The organism is Oceanobacillus sp. FSL K6-0251 (genome assembly GCF_038004725.1).
GTDB classification, from domain to species: Bacteria; Bacillota; Bacilli; order Bacillales; family Amphibacillaceae; genus Oceanobacillus; species Oceanobacillus oncorhynchi.
On the sequence record NZ_JBBORS010000001.1, the window covers coordinates 3,010,128 to 3,028,786 of the forward strand.

Genomic DNA, 18,659 nt, shown 5'->3' on the forward strand with positions numbered 1-18,659 from the left:
CTACCCTATGTATTGGTTAATATTCATATATAGACTGGAAGTAAATTCAACAATGGTTGTTAACATCCAAGGTCCAAAAAATACGAGACCAAGTAGTACCGCCAAAATTTTTGGAATAAATGCAAGTGTCTGTTCTTGAATTTGTGTTGTTGCCTGAAAAATACTTACAAGTAAACCTACGGCCAAAGCCAGCAGCAATACAGGAACCGTTATTAATAAAATTGTAAAGATTCCCCGTTCAGCCAGGGTTAATACTAATTCACTACTCATTAATTATACTCCTTCCACTTCCAATACCACTTTCAATACGGTTCTACTAGAAACCACCGAGCAGTGACTGCGTAATCAAATACCACCCATCAACCAACACAAATAATAATATTTTAAATGGCAATGAAATCATTACCGGCGGCAGCATCATCATCCCCATGGACATTAAGATACTTGCGACAGCCATATCAATAATTAAAAATGGAATAAAAATCATAAAGCCCATCTGAAATGCCGTCTTTAATTCACTGATTGCAAATGCAGGGACTAAAGTGGTTAACGGAATATCCTGTACCGTTTCCGGCGGTTCTGCCTCTGTATAACTCAAGAATAATTGCAAATCCTTCTGCCTTGTATGCTGCGCCATAAATTCTTTTAACGGAACACTTGCATTTTCATATGCTTCATCCAACGTTATCTCCTCTTCAAAAAGCGGATATAATCCTTGTTCATAGACTTCCGAAAAGGTAGGAGCCATGATAAAGAACGTCATAAACAAAGCAATACCGATGAGTACCTGATTTGGGGGCATCTGCTGCGTAGCTAATGATGTACGTACAAAGGATAAAACAATAATAATCCGTGTAAAGCTCGTCATTAAAATTAAAATTCCCGGAGCTAAGGAAAAAATCGTTAATAATAACAGGAGCCTCACAGAGGTGGCTATATTCGTCGGGTCAGAGCTAGAAAAGATATCTATAAAATCATTCATTTGAATCGTCCTTATGCTTATTAATTAGATTCTGGCGATTTTTACGAATCGATTTCAGCTCTCTGGTAAGTAATTGATCAAAAGACTTGCCAGACGCTTTCTTCCCATTGTCATTTTTTTCTCTTGAAAAGAATGATAATGGATCTGAACCCTTCTCTGCTGACTGATCAAGTAACTGTTCTATTGTTTCTGGATCATCGATTTCCTCTAAAAGCTCCACATTATCTCCAACGCCAATAAGATAATATTTGTTTCCTGCACGGATAATTTGAACAGATTTATTTGCTCCGACAGATACTCCGCCTACATTTCTTAAGAGACCCGGCTGCTGATTAAACCCGTTTCTCTTTCCTAAAAACTTTAATACGACATAAACTAAACCTAATACGAGTGCCAGACCAATAACCAGACGCACAATCTGCCAGCCCATGGATGAATTAGAAGCTTCGTCCTCCACTAAAAATTCATTGTTATTGTCTATGATTGTATCTTCATCGTTTACATCCGGCTGTTCATTATTTAAATTTACTTCTTCTTCATTACACTCCTCTTCATTTTCGAGGCAGTCTAACACATTTGCTTCTGCGCCTACGCTGATTGGGAGCAGCAGAAATAATAGAATCCCTGCCCCCAACGCATATATACGCCATAATTGCTTCTTCAATCTCGTCAACTCACTTTTTAAATTGAAGTCTATTTAGCCGAGTGCTTTTTGAATTGCTTCAATGACACGATCTGCTTGGAATGGTTTAACAATAAAGTCTTTTGCTCCGGCCTGGATAGCATCAATAACCATTGCCTGCTGTCCCATAGCTGAACACATAATGACTTTTGCATTTGAATTAACCTGAAGAATTTCTTTTAATGCTGCTAATCCATCTTTTTCCGGCATCGTAATATCCATTGTTACTAAATCAGGCTGAAGTTCCTTATATTTTTCAACAGCTTCGTTGCCGTCCTGTGCTTCTCCAACCACTTCAAAATCATTCTTTGTTAAAATATCCTTGATCATCATTCTCATAAAAGCTGCATCATCTACTATTAAAATCTTTTGGCCCATTTTTTCTCTCTCCTTCAATATACCTAATTATGCATATCTATTTTCTTAAATGCTGGATTCTATCATGCTGACTGACGATATCTGTTACACGAACCCCAAAGTTTTCGTCAATAACTACGACTTCTCCTTCAGCAACTAATTTTTCATTTACCAGAATATCTACAGGTTCTCCCGCCAGTTTATCTAATTCAATAATAGAGCCGGCTCCCAGTTCTAATATTTCCTTGATAGACTGCTTTGTCCTGCCCAATTCCACAGTGACTCTTAATGGAATATCCATTAACATATCTAAATTCCGCTGCCCTTGATAATTGAGCGAAGCCTGCTCGAATTCAGAAAATGCTGCTTCCTGGACATCCGCTTCCTGGGAGCTTGGTCTTCCTAAAATCTCATCATTTTTTTGATTCGTAGTTCCTGTATTTCCAGCAGGCCTGACAGGTTGTTCTTGTTCAGCCTGTTTCTCTTCAGTTACCGGCGCAGCAGCAACTGCTGAATGCGTATTTACACTTGCTGCAGTCTGACTTACTGCTGTTTCTGGTTCCTCTTTGACAGAAGGCTCTTCTTTAGCTTCAGGAGCCGGATTCATTAATTGGTGTACTAATTCTTTAGCAAAATCCAACGGAACCAGCTGTACCATATTGGAATCTATTAAATCTCCAACCATTAACTTGAAAAATACTTTAACGTACACTTCGTCTTTAAATAAACCTTCTTTTTTTTGATTTTCCAGTCCATGAATAATCTCAGGCGGTGAAATATCTATTTTCTTATTAAATACAGTAGACATGCTGGTAGCAGCTGCTCCCATCATCTGATTCATGGCTTCTTGAACGGCACTTAGGTGCATTTCGTTCAGTTCTTTATCCGGGTTTGTCCCGTCTCCGCCAAGCATGATATCTGCGATTACTGCCGCATCCTCTGATTTAATGAAAAACACATTATTGCCAGTAAAGCCTTCTATGTAATTAACTTGAACACTCACAGGTTTAAATGTAACTTCTTCTTCTAATTGATCCTTGCCAATCACCGTGACAGCCGGTGTAGTAATTTCTACCTTCTGGTTTAACAGTGTAGACAGTGTAGTAGCAGAGCTTCCAAAGGAAATATTACCGATTTCCCCCAAGGCATCCTTTTCGATACTTGTTAAAAATGCTTCGTCTGCCGTCTGCTCCTGCTGGTCATCCTCCTGTTCATCTGCAGGCACCTTAAGCAGGGCATCTATTTCTTCTTGTGACAGCTTGCCGTCATTCATCATTTTCCATCACCCCATTCAGTTCCTCTAATACTTGGACAGACATTTTATGCCGATACTTTCCCGGCTGTACAAGAAACTTAAATTCATCATTTACAGCCATTTTTAATGGTGCATCAATTGCTTGATCCAACGCAATCACATCGCCGACAGAGAACTTCAAAAATTCATCAATATTGATGGATGCTTCCCCCAGAACAGTTTTTACTTCTACATCGGTATTTTGAAGATACTTCGACATTCTTTGCAGACTTTTTTCATCTTTGTTTTTATTCGTCTGCATCCAATAGCTTGCAGAAAGCTTTGGTATAATCGGCTCCAAGATAATATGCGGAATACATATATTAATCATCCCGGATACCTCTCCAATCATAGCGGTTAACGAAACAACTACCACCGTTTCTGTGGGTGCAACGATTTGCATAAATTGGGGATTCTCCTCGAATTCTTCTAAAATGGGTTCGATATCTGCAACAGATGACCAAGCTTCCTTTAAGCTGACTTCTGCTTTCTCAAATAATTGTGTGAGCAAAATCTTTTCAATTTCTGTCAAACTGCTTGTTTTCGAACCAGTAGAACCTTTTCCTCCAAGTAATCGTTCCAATAATGCAAATGCTACATTGGGATTGATTTCCATGATTAAATTGCCATCTAATGGCTCCAAACTATAAATATTAAGTACGGTCGGCTTCGGTACAGAGCGTATAAATTCCTCATAAGGCACTTGATCGACAGAGGTAACATTAATATTCACGTATGTCCTGAGCTGTGTAGCAAAAAAAGTTGTCAGCAACCTTGCATAATTCTCATGCAGTCTTGAAATGCTGCGTATCTGGTCTTTTGAAAAACGTAACGCTCTCTTAAAATCATAAACACGAATGCGTTTTTCATCTTCTTCTTTTTTCAATTCTTCCGCATCCATTTCTCCTGATGTTATCGCTGAAAGCAAGGCATCAATTTCATTTTGCGATAATACCTCATCCATAAACTTTGGTCACCTCCTGACATGATAGAATCTATTGAAGTATTTTCTTAATGGTATATACTTCGGTAACCGTTCCTTCTGTCATCATTTCATTTAAATCTGTTTTCAATGTATCCTCGAGCTCGTCCAGACCTGTTTGAAAATCATCCACTTCCATAACGGCCAATTCTTTAATTAATAAATTCGTAATTTGAAAGCCCCGTTTTTCTAATTCTTCCACTGCTTTATTATCATCTGTAATAACTTGAAATTGAACCTGGACATATCGGTCGTCCTTAATATCTGTAGTCACCTCTGGCGTTTCATAAGAATGGCTTACCATCTCATCAATCGATTGCTCTCCAGAAGTTTCTTCCGGCTCATTAACATAGATAACGATAATAAGCGTTGCTACAACGCCAACAAGTAATGTAATAATAGATGTCATAGCTATTTTTACTATTTTACTCATTCTTTTCACCTGCCTTTAACGGGAGTGCGGGAAACCCAATCTGGTGATAAAAGGCTGTTACCTTTTCAATAATTTCTTCTTCGCTTTCTTTGACAAACACCTTTTTTCCGTTTAATAGAGAAATGCTTGTATCGGCATATGCCTGTACCTGCTCAATCATGATAGCATTCAGAACAAAAGGTTCATTATTTAATCGGGTTAATCGAATCATACGTTATCGGGACTAACCTGATGTCCATTCAGGTCAGTCCCCTTCCCCCTTTGCTTATCGTTTTAGATTAACAAGCTCTTGTAAAATTTCATCAGACGTTGTAATTATTCTCGTGTTTGCCTGGAATGAACGCTGTGCTGTAATCATTTCTGTGAACTCTTCGGATAAGTCAACGTTGGACATTTCCAATGCACCGCTGATTATTTCACCAGTTCCATTTGCTCCCGGACCTTCTAGACCTGTACCAACTAGTCCAGCATTATTTGTAGCGGCGTACAAGCTGCCACCAACTTTTTCCAATCCAGCTGGGTTGGAAAACTTCGCTAATGCGATTCGTCCTACTTCTTCTGTATTCTCATTAGCATCCGTATAGGTGACCGTTCCATCCGGCTGCACACTGAAACTCTCGGCATTTTCCGGAATGGTAAGATTTCCTCCTCCTTCAGCCTGTAAATAATATCCGTTTGCATTAACGATATTCCCGCCAGCGTCTAAGTAAAAGTTGCCTGCGCGGGTATAGTAATTTGTATCACCCTCCTGTACGACAAACATCCCATCTCCTTGGATCGCAAAATCTAATGGATTATTCGTTGTTTGTCTGGAACCTGGAGTATGAGTATTTGAAATGGCACCTTCCTGTGAACCAAGACCAACTTGAGATGCATTAATCCCGCCACGTCCATTTCCCGGTCCTTGTGCTGCTGAGGTTGTCTGACTCAGCATATCCTGAAAATTAATATTCGATTTCTTATAGCCTGATGTATTCACGTTTGCAATATTATTACCGATAACATCTAATTTTGTTTGTGAATTTTTCATTCCTGAAATACCTGCGTACATTGAACGTAACATGATTATTTCCCCTTTTTATTTTCATTTGACCGCTTCTGTCATTCCGCGGCAATAGGCTTCCCATAAAGGGTCCGGCCTTTTTTACAATAAAATTGTTCCATCAATATTGGTAAATACTTTTTTATCTGCTTCTGATTGGTTTAGCGCTGTAATCACTGTATTATTTTTGACACTGACTACCATTGCATTGCCATCAATTACGACCAATGCATCTTTTACACCTTTTTGTTTTGCTTCTTTTACTTTCTCTTGAATAGACTGCCATTCTTGATTGCTAAGCTGGATATTCCGCTCTTGCATCCGTTCTGCGGCATGCTTACTGATTGTCAGCTCTTGCTGGTTTTGAAGAATATCTCTAAAGGAAATTGCTCCTTTTTTCGGTGCCGCTTTTTGTATATGCTGTTCCTGTGATATAGGTGGTACGATTGGTTGGATGGGGCGAACCATTATTCTTCTCCCTCCTCATTTTCCGAAGGGTCTGTCACCTCATTTTCTGATTCATTATCAGTTTCTTCTCCGGATGCTCCTACTTCAATAACGGTATCAGCATAGATTTTTTGGCCATTTTCTAAATGAAAAACAGCCCATCCATCCTGTTGAGATACAGAAATAATTTTGCCTGATTCCACACCTGTTTCTCTTCCGGTCTCTTTATCAAAGGTTCTATAATTTACCGTTTCTCCAATCATATGGCTATATTGAATAGCCGGAGATACGAGCTGATTATTTACTAAGAGTTCCATCGAATTAGACATATTCGTCATTTGCTCCAGGGAAGAAAATGATGCCATTTGCGCTATAAATTCTGATTCATCCATCGTATTCATCGGATTCTGGTTTTGCATTTGGGCAATCAATAATTTTAAGAATTCGTCTTTTCCCAGTTCAGAAGAAGGCTCTCTTGTTTTTGGCTGATTACTTAAGTATAAAGATGGATCTATAGAAGTGATCGTTGTCACCGCCTTTCAAATTCCGGCTACGTTTTTGTGCAGCTGTGGTTATTATTAAACTTGCTCCTCTATATTTTGCGATAGCAGTTTCTCCATAAATGATTCAAAGGATTCTGTTTCAGAAGACGAATCCTGTTCATTGGAGTCAGAAGCTGTTTCCTGGTGCTCTGAATGCTGCTCACTTTGATTTTCTTTCGCATTTTTCGATGCATCTGTCTGCGAAGCATTCACATTATCCTGCCTCTCAACCGATACCTGATGCGGTGAAAACACATTTCTCAGCTGGTGCAGATTCGATTCCAATACTTCCTTCACCGCTTTAGAAGAAACAAGCATCTGTACTGTCAACTCTCCATTTGTCTGTATAAAACGTATCGTCATATCACCTAGGTTCTCCGGTCTCAATTGGATGGAGATGGGATTTTGTCCCCGCACAAAATTTTGCAGGCGCTGACTTTGTACAATTGTTTCAATTTTCTCGATCAGCTCTTTACCTGATAGGCCTTTTGATGAATCTGTCTGCCCCATCTGAACAATAAATTGTTCTATCTTGGAGATAGGAAGACTATCCTGCTTAAAAACAGCCGGCGATGCATCTTGGAATGACGTTTGCAGCCAGGCTGCCATTTTCGGCTCGATCCGAGGAACAACTTCAGCTTCCGCTTTTACTGGCTGGTGGTAACCTGTTTCATTAGCTGTCTGCCTGACTAATTGGACATCGTTATTCTGCTTGATAACTCCAGGAGATACTTCTTTAAAAATGGATTGCAGCCACCCTGCAATTCTAGCCTCCACACGCTGTAATCCTTCTGCATCTAGTCCGGTTTTATCGGTCTGTTCGACCACCGCAGAATTTGCTTTACGGTTGTTTAGCATTTGTTCTTCTGGCAAGTTGGCGGCCAGCAATTGATGTGCAATTTGATTTACTATCTGACTAGAAACGGAGGAATCTGCTATTTGGAGCTGCTGGCTTATACCTTGGATGAATTGTTGTATTCTGGCTTGCTGCTCTGCTTGTTCAGCCTCAACCCAACTGCCTTTCATCTGCTCTTCAGTCATTAAACCGGCTTCAATCAATAAATCATCTATCTTTTTTTCTATTTGCTCCGCTGTTGCCCCATCGGCTCTCAGCATAAATTCATTAAAATCTTGCAAAGCCTTGATTACTTCCACATTTTCAAAGTCGTCAGCATCATTTATTTCTTCTTCCCGCAAGCCAGCTTCAAGCATTTGATACGCCATTTGATGTACAGTCTGTTCAAAAATGGAGGAATCAGCATGTTGCATTTGCTGGTAAATACCGTCCAGCACTTCCTGTTTATCTATATCAGGATTTTCTTTAAAAAACTGCTCCCAATCCTGCAGCAATTGCGCTAATAAGCTGGATGTATCATGTATATCTGCAGTTTGTTCTATTCCTTGCAGCTGCTTGGTTATTTCGTTATAAATGTCTATCGCAGGCTGTAAATCTGCCATTGAGGATATTTCTGGGTGCTCCGCAAGCGCTGAAGATAGATATTGGCTAAGCAGATTCTCTATCTGTAATCTTTGCTGATCACCATTTTTTTCTAAAGAACTCTCTTGCTGAGTTACTGCATTTTCCATTAACAAAGCAACGATTTCTTCCTGCAAAACATCATTATCTTTCAAAATAGCAAGTACTTCATCAGGAAGTGATTCTCCTACCTGTTCAAACACATCTGCTAACTGCTGCTTCTGATTTTGCTGAAGCGGGGTTTTTATATCCCCCCTGGCAGGTAGTGACCCTGATTGCTGTAATAATAAATCACCAAAACGGGAGCCTTGCTGTGTTCTTGACTTGATACTCGCCTGATTGGAAAACATAAGATCAGCTATATTCAGCCTCATCGCATTCACTTTTTCACCTCCTTTCAAGTTTCTTATATTGTTACTCCATTAACATTTGCGTATAGGTCGTCGCCGCTTCCACATTCATTTGCTGTAATATATCACCGCGGTCCCCAGTAGACATTTCTTCTAAAATAGTTACGGCTAAATCAGCTTCCAGGTTTTCTAGAATAGCAGCTGCTTCCTTACTCTTCATACCTTCCAATGTTCTTGTCATCGAACTTTTTTCTGAAACGGCACCAGCCTCAGCTTGCGCCTGCTCCCCGCCTTGCTGCTCATCGCTTTGTTCTGTATCCTCGTTATTTTCGTTTTCTTCCTGTTCTTCTTCCAAACTGCTAATCTCGCTTTCTAAATCAGCAATTGTTTCTTCAAGCTCTTGGATTTGTTCATCTTTATTATTGATGATTTCATTTCTGCTTTCCAATTGATTTTGCAATGCCTGTAAATCATTCAATTCACTTATTTCTTCATTTGATTCGTCTGTGAACATTTCTCCGACAACCGGAATGGATTGACCTCGTTCCTTCAGCCAATCTAATGTATTAAATCCGGCAATATGTAAAACAAAGACGACAATAACAGCCAGGATAAAAAGTGGCATAGCTATTAAAAACAGCTTCATAAAGATACCTGGAGACTTCTTAACTTCCGGTTCCGTTTCACTTTGTTTTTTATTTTTATTTTTCATTATTTTCACCTTTGATTTTGTCTCAGATATTGTTGCATGGACATTTCATCCATAAACGCAGCTTCCTGCTTTTTTAATACGGCTTTAGCTTCCTCTTTTTTTAAATCAATCATCTTATCGTATTTTTTATACTCAATATAAGCTTCCGATAATTTCGTTTGCTTAGAATTCATGTCATTTCTTGCTCTCTGTACTAGCAGCTGCACCGTTTGAATTTGATTGGTCAATTTTTCTATATAAGCAGACTGTTCTTTTATTTTTTCAATAGATGTAGATGCTTGAATCGCATTTTCAAAGGTACTTTCTGCCATTTCTTTTTTCTTCAATAAGCTGTATAATTCTCTGGCAATTTTCTCAAATGTTTCTTGGGATTCCGCATAAGCCCGCTGAGCTACTTGCTTCTCATTATCATGCAAATCCCGTATTTTAGCTAAACTGGATATCTTAGCCATTTAAAACAACTCCTTTATTGAACCAGGTTTTTCATCATCTGTACGGTTTCTTCAAAACTAACTTGTTCATAGACCCCTTGTTTTAAAAAAGAAACAATATTTGGATATGATGCCACAGCTAAGTCCACTTCAGGGTTTGTTCCTTTTTTATATGCGCCAATAGAGATTAATTCGTTATTTTCTTCGTAGACAGCGAGAAGCGTCCTTAATTTTGTAGCAATTTGCTGATGCTCATCTGTTGTAATCACATTCATGACCCTACTGATTGACTTCATCACATTGATTGCAGGATACTGGCCTCTTTCTGCGATTTTCCGATCCAGAACAATATGGCCATCCAATATTCCTCTTACTGCATCAGCAATTGGCTCGTTCATATCATCGCCGTCAACGAGCACGGTATAAAAACCCGTAATCGAACCATTTTCATCTGTCCCAGCCCGCTCTAAAAGCTTGGGTAAGATTGAGAACACACTCGGAGTATACCCCTTTGTCGTTGGCGGCTCTCCAACAGCCAAACCAATTTCCCTTTGTGCCATTGCAACACGGGTGACAGAATCCATCATTAAATTCACATTAAATCCCTGTTCTCTGAAGTATTCACTGATTGCCGTTGCTGTATATGCCCCGCGAATCCGCATAAGTGCAGGCTGATCAGAGGTTGCTGCAACAATAATGGATTTTTTCAGTCCTTCTTCTCCTAAATCATGCTCAATAAATTCCCGGACCTCTCTTCCTCGTTCACCGATAAGAGCAATAATGTTCACATCCGCATTGCTATTCCTTGCAATCATTCCCAGCAATGTACTTTTTCCTACTCCGCTCCCGGCAAACAAACCGACACGCTGTCCTATTCCCATTGATAAAAAACCATCAATTGCCCGGACGCCAACCTGTAGCGGCTGCCTGATTGTCGGCCTGGAAAGAGGATTCGGCGGCTTTCTCTCCGTCTGATATCCTGTTAAGCCTTTAGGCAGTGCTTCGCCGTCTAAAAGTGGTTTTCCCAACGGATCCAGCACATGTCCTATCAAGCTCCGGCCAACTTTTACGTTTAATGGATTTCCAGTGGCTTCTACTAAACAGCCTGAACCCACTTCGTTTACTTCCAGATAAGGCATTAAAATGATTTTTTCATTTTGAAACCCTACCACTTCTGCTAAAATAGGCTCTCCCTTATCAGAGCTCGTATGAATGTAACAAACCTCGCCGATGTTTGCTGCAGGTCCTTCCGATTCAATCATCAAACCTACAACACGAATCACTTTCCCATACCGTTTATATGGAATGGTCTTCTCTATGACTGAAATCAAGGCCTCTTTATTCATTCGGCATCCTCCATGACATAATCCATTAATGCTTCCCGGATTTTTTCAAGCTGTGTATTCACACTTGTTTCTATCTGACCGTGCGGGTATTGGATAATACAGTCTGTCGGCTGAATGTTCATATCAGCGTGGATAGAAAGTTTCGTTTCATCCCCGATTATGCGCTGCAGTTCTTCCTGATAGGAATGAACCTCCTCATAATAATCCGGGTGGATAACAATGCTAATAATTGGCTGAGATTTCACTTCATCAAGTGCATCCTTTATTAATGTTCTAATATAATCCGGCTGCTCCTTCAGCTCATTATGTAAAACTTTATTCGCTGTCGCCATGGCTATTTCTACAATACTTTCTGATTGCTTTTCCAATGTTTGATGATAGTCCTCTTTCGCTATATCAACGATATGATTTGCCTCCTGCAGTTTGTATTCAAACTGTGTATAAGCTTCTTGTTTTCCATCCTCATAACCCTTGTGGAATCCTTGTTTCCGGGCAAGCTCTATTAGCTCTTGCTTTTCTGTTTCCCATTTTTTCCGTGCTTCCTCTATCTGGTTATCCGCTTCTTCTACCCGCTTTTTCTGCTTTTCTTCAATGGAAGCTAATTCCTGTTTTTGGCAGGAAATCGCCTCCGTTAATTGCTGGTGTACTTCTTTTGCGTCATCTTGAGGAGCATTGGCTCGTGTAACAATAGACTCAATTGGTTTAATCGATATTTGTTTTTTTACATCAGACAATAATATCGTCTCCTCCGCCTCGTGCCACAACAATTTCTCCTTTTTCTTCCAGCCCGCGTATCACATTGACAATTCTTGTTTGTGCCTCTTCCACATCTTTTAGACGCACCGGCCCCATAAATTCCATTTCCTCTTTAAAGGTGGTCACCATCCGTTCAGACATATTTTGGAACACAATGTCCTTCACTTCATTGCTTGCTACTTTGAGAGATAATCGCAGGTCATCATTGTCAACTTCTCTGATAACACGCTGAATCGCCCGGTTATCCAATGTAACAATATCTTCAAATACAAACATTCTTTTCTTGATCTCTTCCGCCAAATCCGGGTCCTGTGACTCCAGAGCTTCTAATATCGTTCTTTCTGTAGAACGATCGACTCCATTCAGTACTTCTACCACCGTTTGGATACCGCCCGTCTGTGTATAATCTTCTGTCATGGATGAAGATATATTTTTCTCCAGCACCTGCTCTATTTGACTGATAATCTCTGGAGAGGTGGAGTCCATCGTAGCAATTCTGCTGGCCACCTCCGCCTGTACATTTTTGGGCAGTGCAGAAAGGATTTGACCGCTCTGTTCCGCATCCAGATAAGAGAGGATCAGTGCAATAGTTTGCGGATGCTCTCCCTGAATATAATTCAAAACCTGCTGCGGGTCTGCTTTTCTCGCAAAATCAAACGGTCTCACCTGCAAGGAAGAAGTCAGGCGATTAATAATACTGGATGCCTCCTGCTTCCCGAATGCTTTTTCCAACACCGTTTTAGCATATCCAATCCCTCCCTGAGAGATATAGTCTTGTGCCACAGCAATTTGATGGAACTGATTTAATATATCTTCTTTTAAATTAGAATCTACCTTTTTAACAGAGGAAATATCTAAGCTCAGCTTTTCAATTTCTTCCTCTGATAGATACTTATACACTTGTGCTGATACATCCGGACCTAATGAGATTAAAAGAATGGCTGCTTTTTGTCTGCCTGTCAGTGTATTTTTTCTTGCCATAAATAAAACCTCCTAATCCTCATTCATCCAGCTGCGTAATAATTTCGCAAATTCTTCTGGTTTTTCGTTTGCAATTTTCTCCAATTGTTTTCTCCTGATAACTTCTTCTGTATCTTCTCTAGGAAGTTCAGGAATAATTGGTTCTTCATTATCTGCTACAGAAGCTAACGGCTGCTCTTCCTCAATTTCCTCTTCCAGCCATTCTTCCTCTGTACGGTTCCTTCTGAGCATAAAGAGTAAAATAATGATGACAATTAGTAAAATTCCGCCAACAATATAAAGCCATATAGGGATTCCTGCTCCTGACGGTTCTTCCTGCTCCCCGACTGAAGTGCTGAATTCCTGAAACACAATCGAGGTATTCGGTTCAGCTTCTTCCTCCATATCCTGTAAATCTCCGTCAACCGATGTTTCTATGATGGAATTCAAAATGGATTCCACACCTTCTTCCACATCTGTCTGTTCCTGCTGGTTTAAAAATTCTATTTCTCCATCTTCTCCTTGTCTTGTGCTGTTAACTGCCACCTGTATGCCAAGGTCTCTGATTTGATAAGGGCTTTCCACTATCTCACGGCGGATACGGTTAAATTCATAATTGATTGTTTCTCTATCTAATTCATAGTCCCCGTCATTGTCCCCTTCTTCAGCAGGAAAGTTCGCAACATCTTCTTCCCCGGCTCCTGCAACGCCATCCGGGGCTCCTTGACCAGTGTAAGATTCTTGAATCGTCTCCAGACTGACCGGTATTCCTTCCATTGCTTCAAGATCAACAGGCTCCACTAATTCTTCTGTACGGTTTTCTTGTGAAAAATCAATATCTGCCGTAACGGAAACAACAATATTTTCATTTCCTACCATTGTTCCGAGCATTTGCTGCAGCCTGCGCTGAATATCACGTTCTACATCTTTTTTAATGGTTTGCTGATTTGAGTATGTATCCTGACCGCCGGCTAATTGCGTTTCCTGGTCATAATATTCAAAGTACTGATTCATAATAATAATATCTTCTGCATCTAAATTAGGGATTGCCTTTGACACCAGATGATATAGACCGTCTACTTGATTTCCCTCAAATTGATATCCCGGCTGTGTATGTAACATAATAGCAACACTGGCTTCTCCTGTTGCTTCATCGGCAAACACAGGCTGTTCAGGCATGTTTATCATGACATTTGCATCTTGTATACCTTCAATTCCTGAAATTAAATTCCCGAGCTCTGTTTGCATCGCATCTAGTTTCATGACACTGAATTCATTCTCCGTAATACCCCATGAGGCATTTTCACTAAAAAAAGAATAATCTATACTCCCGCTGTTTGGAAGCCCCATAGAAGCAAATTCTAATAATAACGAATCAACCTGCTCCTCAGGCACCAGAATGGTAGTTCCGCCATTTTCAAGCTCATATGGCACTGTTCTGGTATCTAACTCCGTTGTAATTTGGCCGGCTTCCTGCATGGACAAATTATTATACAAAGGAACATAGTTTGAATTGGAACTAAAAAAAGTTACCGCAGCAATTAACAAAACGATTAATACTGCTCCGCCGATCATCGTCCCTTTTTGCCCCTTCGATCTGGATTTCCAAAAAGTAAAAGTGGATTCTCTCCATTTTTGTAATTTCTCTTTCATATACACTACCCTCACTAAATTCAAAACTATTCTCTGTACACTTAAGATTGTTCAAAAAGTCCAATTAAAATAACTTATCATAAAAACTTTCTATGTTAAGAGCAGCTGCATCATGTAATTCCTGCATTGGAATATTTTTCGGATATAATGCATCACCCTATCCAAGCCGTAAGCTGATTCTTTGTTTGTACTTTTTTGAACAAACATTTTCAGCTTAATTATTATCATTATACCTGCATCCGCATAATCTCATTGTAGGCATCGATTACTTTACTCTGTACTTGGACACCTGTTTCCAGTGTGACGCTTGCTTTTTGAGCAGTTATCATCACATCATGCAGATTCTCCACACTGCCATTTGCTAATCCATTCGTTTTATTATCAGATTCTAATTGAATATGATTTAAATCCTCTATAGCATTTTTTAACATGGAAGAGAAATTACTTTGTGCTTGACTTGGAGTTAACCGCGAAGATTGCCCTTCTTCAACCGGGTTTACTGGAGGGAGATAAGTTCCAATCGTATTCATTTTGTTCTACCACCTTTACCTTTTTATTGTCCAATTTCTAATGTTTTCATAAGCATTCCCTTACTCGCATTAAAAGCAGTTACATTTGCTTCATAGGAGCGGGAAGCACTCATTAAATCAACCATTTCTTTTAACGGGTCTACATTGGGCATTTCTACATAGCCGTCTTCATTTGCATCGGGGTGCTCCGGATTATATACAAGTTCAAACGGTGTCTGATCCTCTACTATTCCAGTTGCACGCACACCGCCGCCAGAGGCATTATTTCCTTCTGCATGCTTTAACATCTGCTTAAAGGAAGGCTGCCCTGTGCCAAATGTTGCCATTTTCCGGCGATACGGTTCAAACTCTCCATCAGCATTTTGGGTTGCTCTGGTTGTCTGTGCATTTGCCAAGTTAGAGGACACCAGATCCATACGTAATCTCTGTGAGGTCAAACCGCTTGCGCTGGCATCCATTGATTGAAAGATAGACAATTTTAATTACCTCCTCGAATGACAGATTGTAAGCTGCTGAATTTTCCATTCATACGATCGATAAGGCTATTGTAATAAATTTGATTTTTAGCCAGTTCTGACATTTCTCTATCAATATCGACATTATTCCCATTGTGATTATATGTAGTTGACGCGTCCTTCACAATACGGTACGGACGGTTCTCTTCTTCACCAAAGTTCAAATGACGTTCATTGGTTGTTCTAGCTTGAAGTCCAGACATCTCATTTTCTAAAGCGGATTTAAAACTTACTTTATCAGCTTTATAATTTGGTGTATCAGCATTTGAAATATTATTAGAAATAACATTATTTTTTGCAGAAGCGTACTGTATCGAATTTTCTAAGTTACCAATCGTGCCGCTAAATAAATCCATTTTATTCTTTACACCTCTTTTTTTTCATAAACACCCATAAATTACATTGTTTATACGAATTAATTTTAAATTAAGTGATAGACAAAGTCTATGCAATTTCTACATTATTATTGACAAATTAAAAAATCATTCATTTTTACTAGACTAAAAGACCCTATAAATGATTTTTATTTGTTGTTTTCCACAAATGCCCTCGCAAGCTTTGTATCAGCTGCAAATTCTATAATACATTCTCCATAACCAAATATACATAGAAAAACAGGTCATTAGACCTTATTTCCATTCTACCTTTTAAAATAAAGGAATTCAATATACTCATTAAAAATATTTATTAAATATAATTTACTAATCGTTCTTGTTCAAAAAGTCGCCAAAATAAAATTAGCCTGCTAGAACCGCAGACTTTCCGTTGTTATTATTACTGAACATAAAAAATCGGGACTTTAGTTAGTCATCGACAGAAAATATGTTATAAAACGCAATATCCTTCCTTATTTGCACATAAAAAAAACTGTGAAGAAATATTTCCCTCACAGCATTTTTAAGTTTATTTACTTTTTAGCGTGTACGGATTTTTTCTAATTCTACTAAGAATTTATCATTTAATACTTTAATATACGTTCCTTTCATACCTAGAGAACGAGATTCGATAACTCCTGCACTTTCCAGCTTGCGAAGTGCGTTAACAATAACAGAACGGGTAATTCCTACACGGTCAGCAATTTTACTTGCTACTAATAAGCCTTCTTTTCCATTTAACTCTTCAAAAATATGATCGATTGCTTCCAGTTCACTGTAAGACAGAGAGCTGATTGCCATTTGTACAACAGCTTTGCTTCGAGCTTCCATTTCAATTTCTTCCGTTTTTTCATGAAGAATCTCCATGCCTACTACCGTTGCACCGTATTCAGCCAATAATAAATCATCATCATTAAATGTTTCGTTCACACGGCCGATGATTAACGTTCCTAAGCGTTCTCCTCCGCCGATAATTGGAACAATAGTCGTATAGCCGTCTTTGAATAACTCTTTATTTTCTACAGGGAATACTGTGTGTTTGTTTTCAATATCCAAGTTTGCAGTTGTTTCACGGATTTCTTGTAATCCTTCTGTATATTCTACAGGAAATTGTTTTTCTTCAAGCATAGATTTCATACGGTCATTTTCAACCTCTTGGTTCACTGCGACACCTAATAATTTTCCGCGTCTGCTGACAATATATACATTCCCGCGAATCACATCACGCAATGATGCTGACATTTCATTGAAATTCACTGACTTTCCTGTTGCTGTTTGTAACATTGCATTAATTTTTCTTGCTCTCGTTAATAAATCCATTTGATATTCCTCCATTTTGGTATTTTAAATTATAATATAAATTGACTGAGATCCTTGTTTTGAGCAATTGTCGAAAGCTTATCATTAACATACCCTTTTGTAATTTCAACTTCTGTCATTGAAATATCAGGAGCTTCATAGGATAGGTCCTCTAATAATTTTTCCAAGATTGTGTGTAATCTGCGAGCCCCAATGTTGTCGGTCTCCTGGTTCACATCATAAGCAATTTGCGCAAGTCTCTCTATAGCTTCGTCCGTAAATTTAAGTTTTATACCTTCTGTTTCTAGCATTTGCTTATATTGTTTTAATAAGGCATTGGAAGGCTCTGTTAAAATTTGCTTAAATTCATTGATTGTAAGCTTCTCCAACTCTACGCGAATTGGAAACCTGCCTTGCAGCTCAGGAATCAAATCAGAAGGTTTCGACATATGAAAAGCTCCTGCAGCGATAAATAGGATATGATCCGTCTTCAAGGTTCCATGCTTGGTGACAATCGTTGATCCTTCCACAATCGGCAGAATATCCCTTTGTACACCTTCTCTGGAAACATTTGCAGAGCCTTCTTGTTTGCCTGTTACTTTATCAATTTCGTCAATGAAAATGATACCTGTTCGTTCAGAGCGGTTAATCGCTTCTTGAGTGACCTCATCCATATCGACAAGCTTTTGCGCCTCTTGCTGGGTCAACACTTTTCTTGCCTCAGAAACGGTTAGTTTCCTTTTCTTCTTCTTTTTGGGCATGAACTGACCAAAAGCATCCTGCATGTTCATCCCCATTTGTTCCATTCCCGAACCTTGCAGCATGTCAAACATTGAAGGCGGAATTTCTTCTACTTCAATAGAAACATAATGGTCTTCTAACTCACCTAATGCCAGCTGATGAGCTGTTCGTTTTCTTTTGGTCCTTATCTCTGATTCTTCATTCGAAGCATCATCTTCTTGATCTTCATCTGAATCAGAGCCTTGAAACAACATTTCAAAAGGGTTTTTCACGGAGTTTTTAGTTTTTGTCTGTGGTACAAGCAGTTTAACAAGTTTTTGATTTGCTTCCTGCTCCGCCCGCTCCATGACATCTTCCATCTTTTCTTCTTTCACCATTCGTACAGCTTTTTCCACTAAATCACGAACCATTGATTCCACGTCTCTGCCGACATAACCAACTTCTGTGAATTTTGTAGCTTCTACTTTAACAAACGGTGCACCGACCAGCTTTGCAAGCCGTCTGGCAATTTCTGTTTTACCTACACCAGTCGGACCAATCATTAAAATATTTTTGGGCACGACCTCATCTTGAAATTCTTCATCAAGCTTCATTCGCCTATAGCGATTTCTCAGAGCTACTGCCACCGATTTTTTCGCTTGCTTTTGCCCTATAATATATCTGTCTAATTGATTCACTATTTGCTTTGGCGTTAAATCCACCGTCATCAAAAGCATCCTCCTTTGTCAAGACTTCATTAAAAGCGTTCATTCAA

23 protein-coding genes are annotated in these 18,659 nt (G+C 39.2%); all 23 read right to left on the bottom strand.

The genetic code is table 11. The features are described from left to right. The 23 genes from fliQ to hslU all read right to left on the bottom strand — a co-directional run bounded on the left by fliQ (position 1) and on the right by hslU (position 18,612). The gene (gene fliQ, locus MKY45_RS15080) at positions 1-270 is read right to left on the bottom strand and encodes a flagellar biosynthesis protein FliQ (RefSeq protein WP_042535012.1); all 270 of its coding nucleotides are present in this window, start codon (positions 268-270) and stop codon (positions 1-3) included. 46 nt (positions 271-316) lie between these two features. Then, positions 317-982 (bottom strand): flagellar type III secretion system pore protein FliP, encoded by a 666-nt coding sequence (fliP, locus tag MKY45_RS15085; protein ID WP_341173070.1) that lies wholly within the window; start codon positions 980-982, stop codon positions 317-319. Further along, positions 975-1,646, bottom strand: a complete 672-nt coding sequence (fliO, locus tag MKY45_RS15090) for a flagellar biosynthetic protein FliO (RefSeq protein ID WP_052485095.1) — start codon at positions 1,644-1,646, stop codon at positions 975-977. The genes fliP and fliO overlap by 8 nt, the downstream gene beginning before the upstream one ends. A gap of 33 nt (positions 1,647-1,679) precedes the next feature. Continuing rightward, entirely contained in the window at positions 1,680-2,042 is a 363-nt protein-coding gene (locus tag MKY45_RS15095) for a response regulator (protein WP_042535016.1), read from the bottom strand. A 37-nt stretch (positions 2,043-2,079) separates the two neighbouring features. Next, complete coding sequence (fliY, locus tag MKY45_RS15100; protein ID WP_341173071.1) at positions 2,080-3,297, bottom strand: flagellar motor switch phosphatase FliY; 1,218 nt, start codon at positions 3,295-3,297, stop codon at positions 2,080-2,082. Next, complete coding sequence (gene fliM, locus MKY45_RS15105; protein WP_042535021.1) at positions 3,287-4,279, bottom strand: flagellar motor switch protein FliM; 993 nt, start codon at positions 4,277-4,279, stop codon at positions 3,287-3,289. The genes fliY and fliM overlap by 11 nt, the downstream gene beginning before the upstream one ends. A gap of 31 nt (positions 4,280-4,310) precedes the next feature. Continuing rightward, positions 4,311-4,730, bottom strand: a complete 420-nt coding sequence (gene fliL / locus MKY45_RS15110; RefSeq protein ID WP_193064966.1) for a flagellar basal body-associated protein FliL — start codon at positions 4,728-4,730, stop codon at positions 4,311-4,313. Continuing rightward, positions 4,723-4,941 carry a flagellar FlbD family protein gene (locus tag MKY45_RS15115; RefSeq protein WP_040980122.1) on the bottom strand — a complete coding sequence of 73 codons (219 nt, stop codon included), beginning with the start codon at positions 4,939-4,941 and terminating at the stop codon, positions 4,723-4,725. The genes fliL and MKY45_RS15115 overlap by 8 nt, the downstream gene beginning before the upstream one ends. 54 nt (positions 4,942-4,995) lie before the next feature. Beyond that, the gene (flgG, locus tag MKY45_RS15120) at positions 4,996-5,793 is read right to left on the bottom strand and encodes a flagellar basal body rod protein FlgG (protein ID WP_042535024.1); all 798 of its coding nucleotides are present in this window, start codon (positions 5,791-5,793) and stop codon (positions 4,996-4,998) included. A gap of 81 nt (positions 5,794-5,874) precedes the next feature. Then, on the bottom strand, positions 5,875-6,240 hold the full coding sequence (locus tag MKY45_RS15125) for a TIGR02530 family flagellar biosynthesis protein (RefSeq protein WP_042535026.1): 366 nt from the start codon (positions 6,238-6,240) through the stop codon (positions 5,875-5,877). Next, positions 6,240-6,752: a flagellar hook assembly protein FlgD gene (gene flgD / locus MKY45_RS15130; RefSeq protein ID WP_319022576.1), complete on the bottom strand. Its 513-nt coding sequence runs from the start codon at positions 6,750-6,752 to the stop codon at positions 6,240-6,242. The genes MKY45_RS15125 and flgD overlap by 1 nt, the downstream gene beginning before the upstream one ends. 45 nt (positions 6,753-6,797) lie before the next feature. After that, positions 6,798-8,612, bottom strand: coding sequence for a flagellar hook-length control protein FliK (locus MKY45_RS15135; RefSeq protein WP_341173484.1), 1,815 nt, complete (start codon positions 8,610-8,612; stop codon positions 6,798-6,800). A gap of 40 nt (positions 8,613-8,652) precedes the next feature. After that, on the bottom strand, positions 8,653-9,300 hold the full coding sequence (locus MKY45_RS15140) for a magnesium transporter MgtE N-terminal domain-containing protein (protein WP_042535028.1): 648 nt from the start codon (positions 9,298-9,300) through the stop codon (positions 8,653-8,655). Between the two features lie 5 nt (positions 9,301-9,305). Further along, positions 9,306-9,752 (bottom strand): flagellar export protein FliJ, encoded by a 447-nt coding sequence (fliJ, locus tag MKY45_RS15145; RefSeq protein ID WP_042535030.1) that lies wholly within the window; start codon positions 9,750-9,752, stop codon positions 9,306-9,308. A 14-nt stretch (positions 9,753-9,766) separates the two neighbouring features. Beyond that, positions 9,767-11,077 (bottom strand): flagellar protein export ATPase FliI, encoded by a 1,311-nt coding sequence (gene fliI, locus MKY45_RS15150; protein WP_341173072.1) that lies wholly within the window; start codon positions 11,075-11,077, stop codon positions 9,767-9,769. Continuing rightward, positions 11,074-11,811 (bottom strand): flagellar assembly protein FliH, encoded by a 738-nt coding sequence (fliH, locus tag MKY45_RS15155; RefSeq protein WP_042535032.1) that lies wholly within the window; start codon positions 11,809-11,811, stop codon positions 11,074-11,076. Before fliH ends, fliI begins: the two co-directional genes overlap by 4 nt. Then, positions 11,804-12,814, bottom strand: coding sequence for a flagellar motor switch protein FliG (gene fliG / locus MKY45_RS15160; RefSeq protein WP_042535034.1), 1,011 nt, complete (start codon positions 12,812-12,814; stop codon positions 11,804-11,806). The genes fliH and fliG overlap by 8 nt, the downstream gene beginning before the upstream one ends. 12 nt (positions 12,815-12,826) lie before the next feature. After that, entirely contained in the window at positions 12,827-14,446 is a 1,620-nt protein-coding gene (fliF, locus tag MKY45_RS15165; RefSeq protein ID WP_256704846.1) for a flagellar basal-body MS-ring/collar protein FliF, read from the bottom strand. A gap of 227 nt (positions 14,447-14,673) precedes the next feature. Then, positions 14,674-14,976 carry a flagellar hook-basal body complex protein FliE gene (fliE, locus tag MKY45_RS15170; RefSeq protein ID WP_042535038.1) on the bottom strand — a complete coding sequence of 101 codons (303 nt, stop codon included), beginning with the start codon at positions 14,974-14,976 and terminating at the stop codon, positions 14,674-14,676. A gap of 23 nt (positions 14,977-14,999) precedes the next feature. Continuing rightward, positions 15,000-15,452 (bottom strand): flagellar basal body rod protein FlgC, encoded by a 453-nt coding sequence (gene flgC / locus MKY45_RS15175; protein WP_042535039.1) that lies wholly within the window; start codon positions 15,450-15,452, stop codon positions 15,000-15,002. Between the two features lie 2 nt (positions 15,453-15,454). After that, positions 15,455-15,847 (bottom strand): flagellar basal body rod protein FlgB, encoded by a 393-nt coding sequence (gene flgB, locus MKY45_RS15180; protein ID WP_042535041.1) that lies wholly within the window; start codon positions 15,845-15,847, stop codon positions 15,455-15,457. Positions 15,848-16,405: 558 nt separating this feature from the next. Then, positions 16,406-17,185 (bottom strand): GTP-sensing pleiotropic transcriptional regulator CodY, encoded by a 780-nt coding sequence (codY, locus tag MKY45_RS15185; RefSeq protein WP_042535043.1) that lies wholly within the window; start codon positions 17,183-17,185, stop codon positions 16,406-16,408. A gap of 29 nt (positions 17,186-17,214) precedes the next feature. After that, positions 17,215-18,612, bottom strand: coding sequence for an HslU--HslV peptidase ATPase subunit (hslU, locus tag MKY45_RS15190; RefSeq protein WP_341173073.1), 1,398 nt, complete (start codon positions 18,610-18,612; stop codon positions 17,215-17,217). Positions 18,613-18,659 lie beyond the last annotated feature (47 nt).

Coding starts and splice junctions, on each gene's coding strand:
- fliI (WP_341173072.1), bottom strand. CDS start 11,077: ATGAATAAAGAGGCCTTGATTTCAGTCATAGAGAAGACCATTCCATAT.
- fliY (WP_341173071.1), bottom strand. CDS start 3,297: ATGATGAATGACGGCAAGCTGTCACAAGAAGAAATAGATGCCCTGCTT.
- flgG (WP_042535024.1), bottom strand. CDS start 5,793: ATGTTACGTTCAATGTACGCAGGTATTTCAGGAATGAAAAATTCACAA.
- fliQ (WP_042535012.1), bottom strand. CDS start 270: ATGAGTAGTGAATTAGTATTAACCCTGGCTGAACGGGGAATCTTTACA.
- fliM (WP_042535021.1), bottom strand. CDS start 4,279: ATGGATGAGGTATTATCGCAAAATGAAATTGATGCCTTGCTTTCAGCG.
- fliJ (WP_042535030.1), bottom strand. CDS start 9,752: ATGGCTAAGATATCCAGTTTAGCTAAAATACGGGATTTGCATGATAAT.
- MKY45_RS15125 (WP_042535026.1), bottom strand. CDS start 6,240: ATGGTTCGCCCCATCCAACCAATCGTACCACCTATATCACAGGAACAG.
- fliL (WP_193064966.1), bottom strand. CDS start 4,730: ATGAGTAAAATAGTAAAAATAGCTATGACATCTATTATTACATTACTT.
- hslU (WP_341173073.1), bottom strand. CDS start 18,612: ATGACGGTGGATTTAACGCCAAAGCAAATAGTGAATCAATTAGACAGA.
- MKY45_RS15135 (WP_341173484.1), bottom strand. CDS start 8,612: ATGAGGCTGAATATAGCTGATCTTATGTTTTCCAATCAGGCGAGTATC.
- fliE (WP_042535038.1), bottom strand. CDS start 14,976: ATGAATACGATTGGAACTTATCTCCCTCCAGTAAACCCGGTTGAAGAA.
- fliF (WP_256704846.1), bottom strand. CDS start 14,446: ATGAAAGAGAAATTACAAAAATGGAGAGAATCCACTTTTACTTTTTGG.
- MKY45_RS15140 (WP_042535028.1), bottom strand. CDS start 9,300: ATGAAAAATAAAAATAAAAAACAAAGTGAAACGGAACCGGAAGTTAAG.
- fliP (WP_341173070.1), bottom strand. CDS start 982: ATGAATGATTTTATAGATATCTTTTCTAGCTCTGACCCGACGAATATA.
- MKY45_RS15115 (WP_040980122.1), bottom strand. CDS start 4,941: ATGATTCGATTAACCCGATTAAATAATGAACCTTTTGTTCTGAATGCT.
- codY (WP_042535043.1), bottom strand. CDS start 17,185: ATGGATTTATTAACGAGAGCAAGAAAAATTAATGCAATGTTACAAACA.
- flgB (WP_042535041.1), bottom strand. CDS start 15,847: ATGGATTTATTTAGCGGCACGATTGGTAACTTAGAAAATTCGATACAG.
- fliG (WP_042535034.1), bottom strand. CDS start 12,814: ATGGCAAGAAAAAATACACTGACAGGCAGACAAAAAGCAGCCATTCTT.
- MKY45_RS15095 (WP_042535016.1), bottom strand. CDS start 2,042: ATGGGCCAAAAGATTTTAATAGTAGATGATGCAGCTTTTATGAGAATG.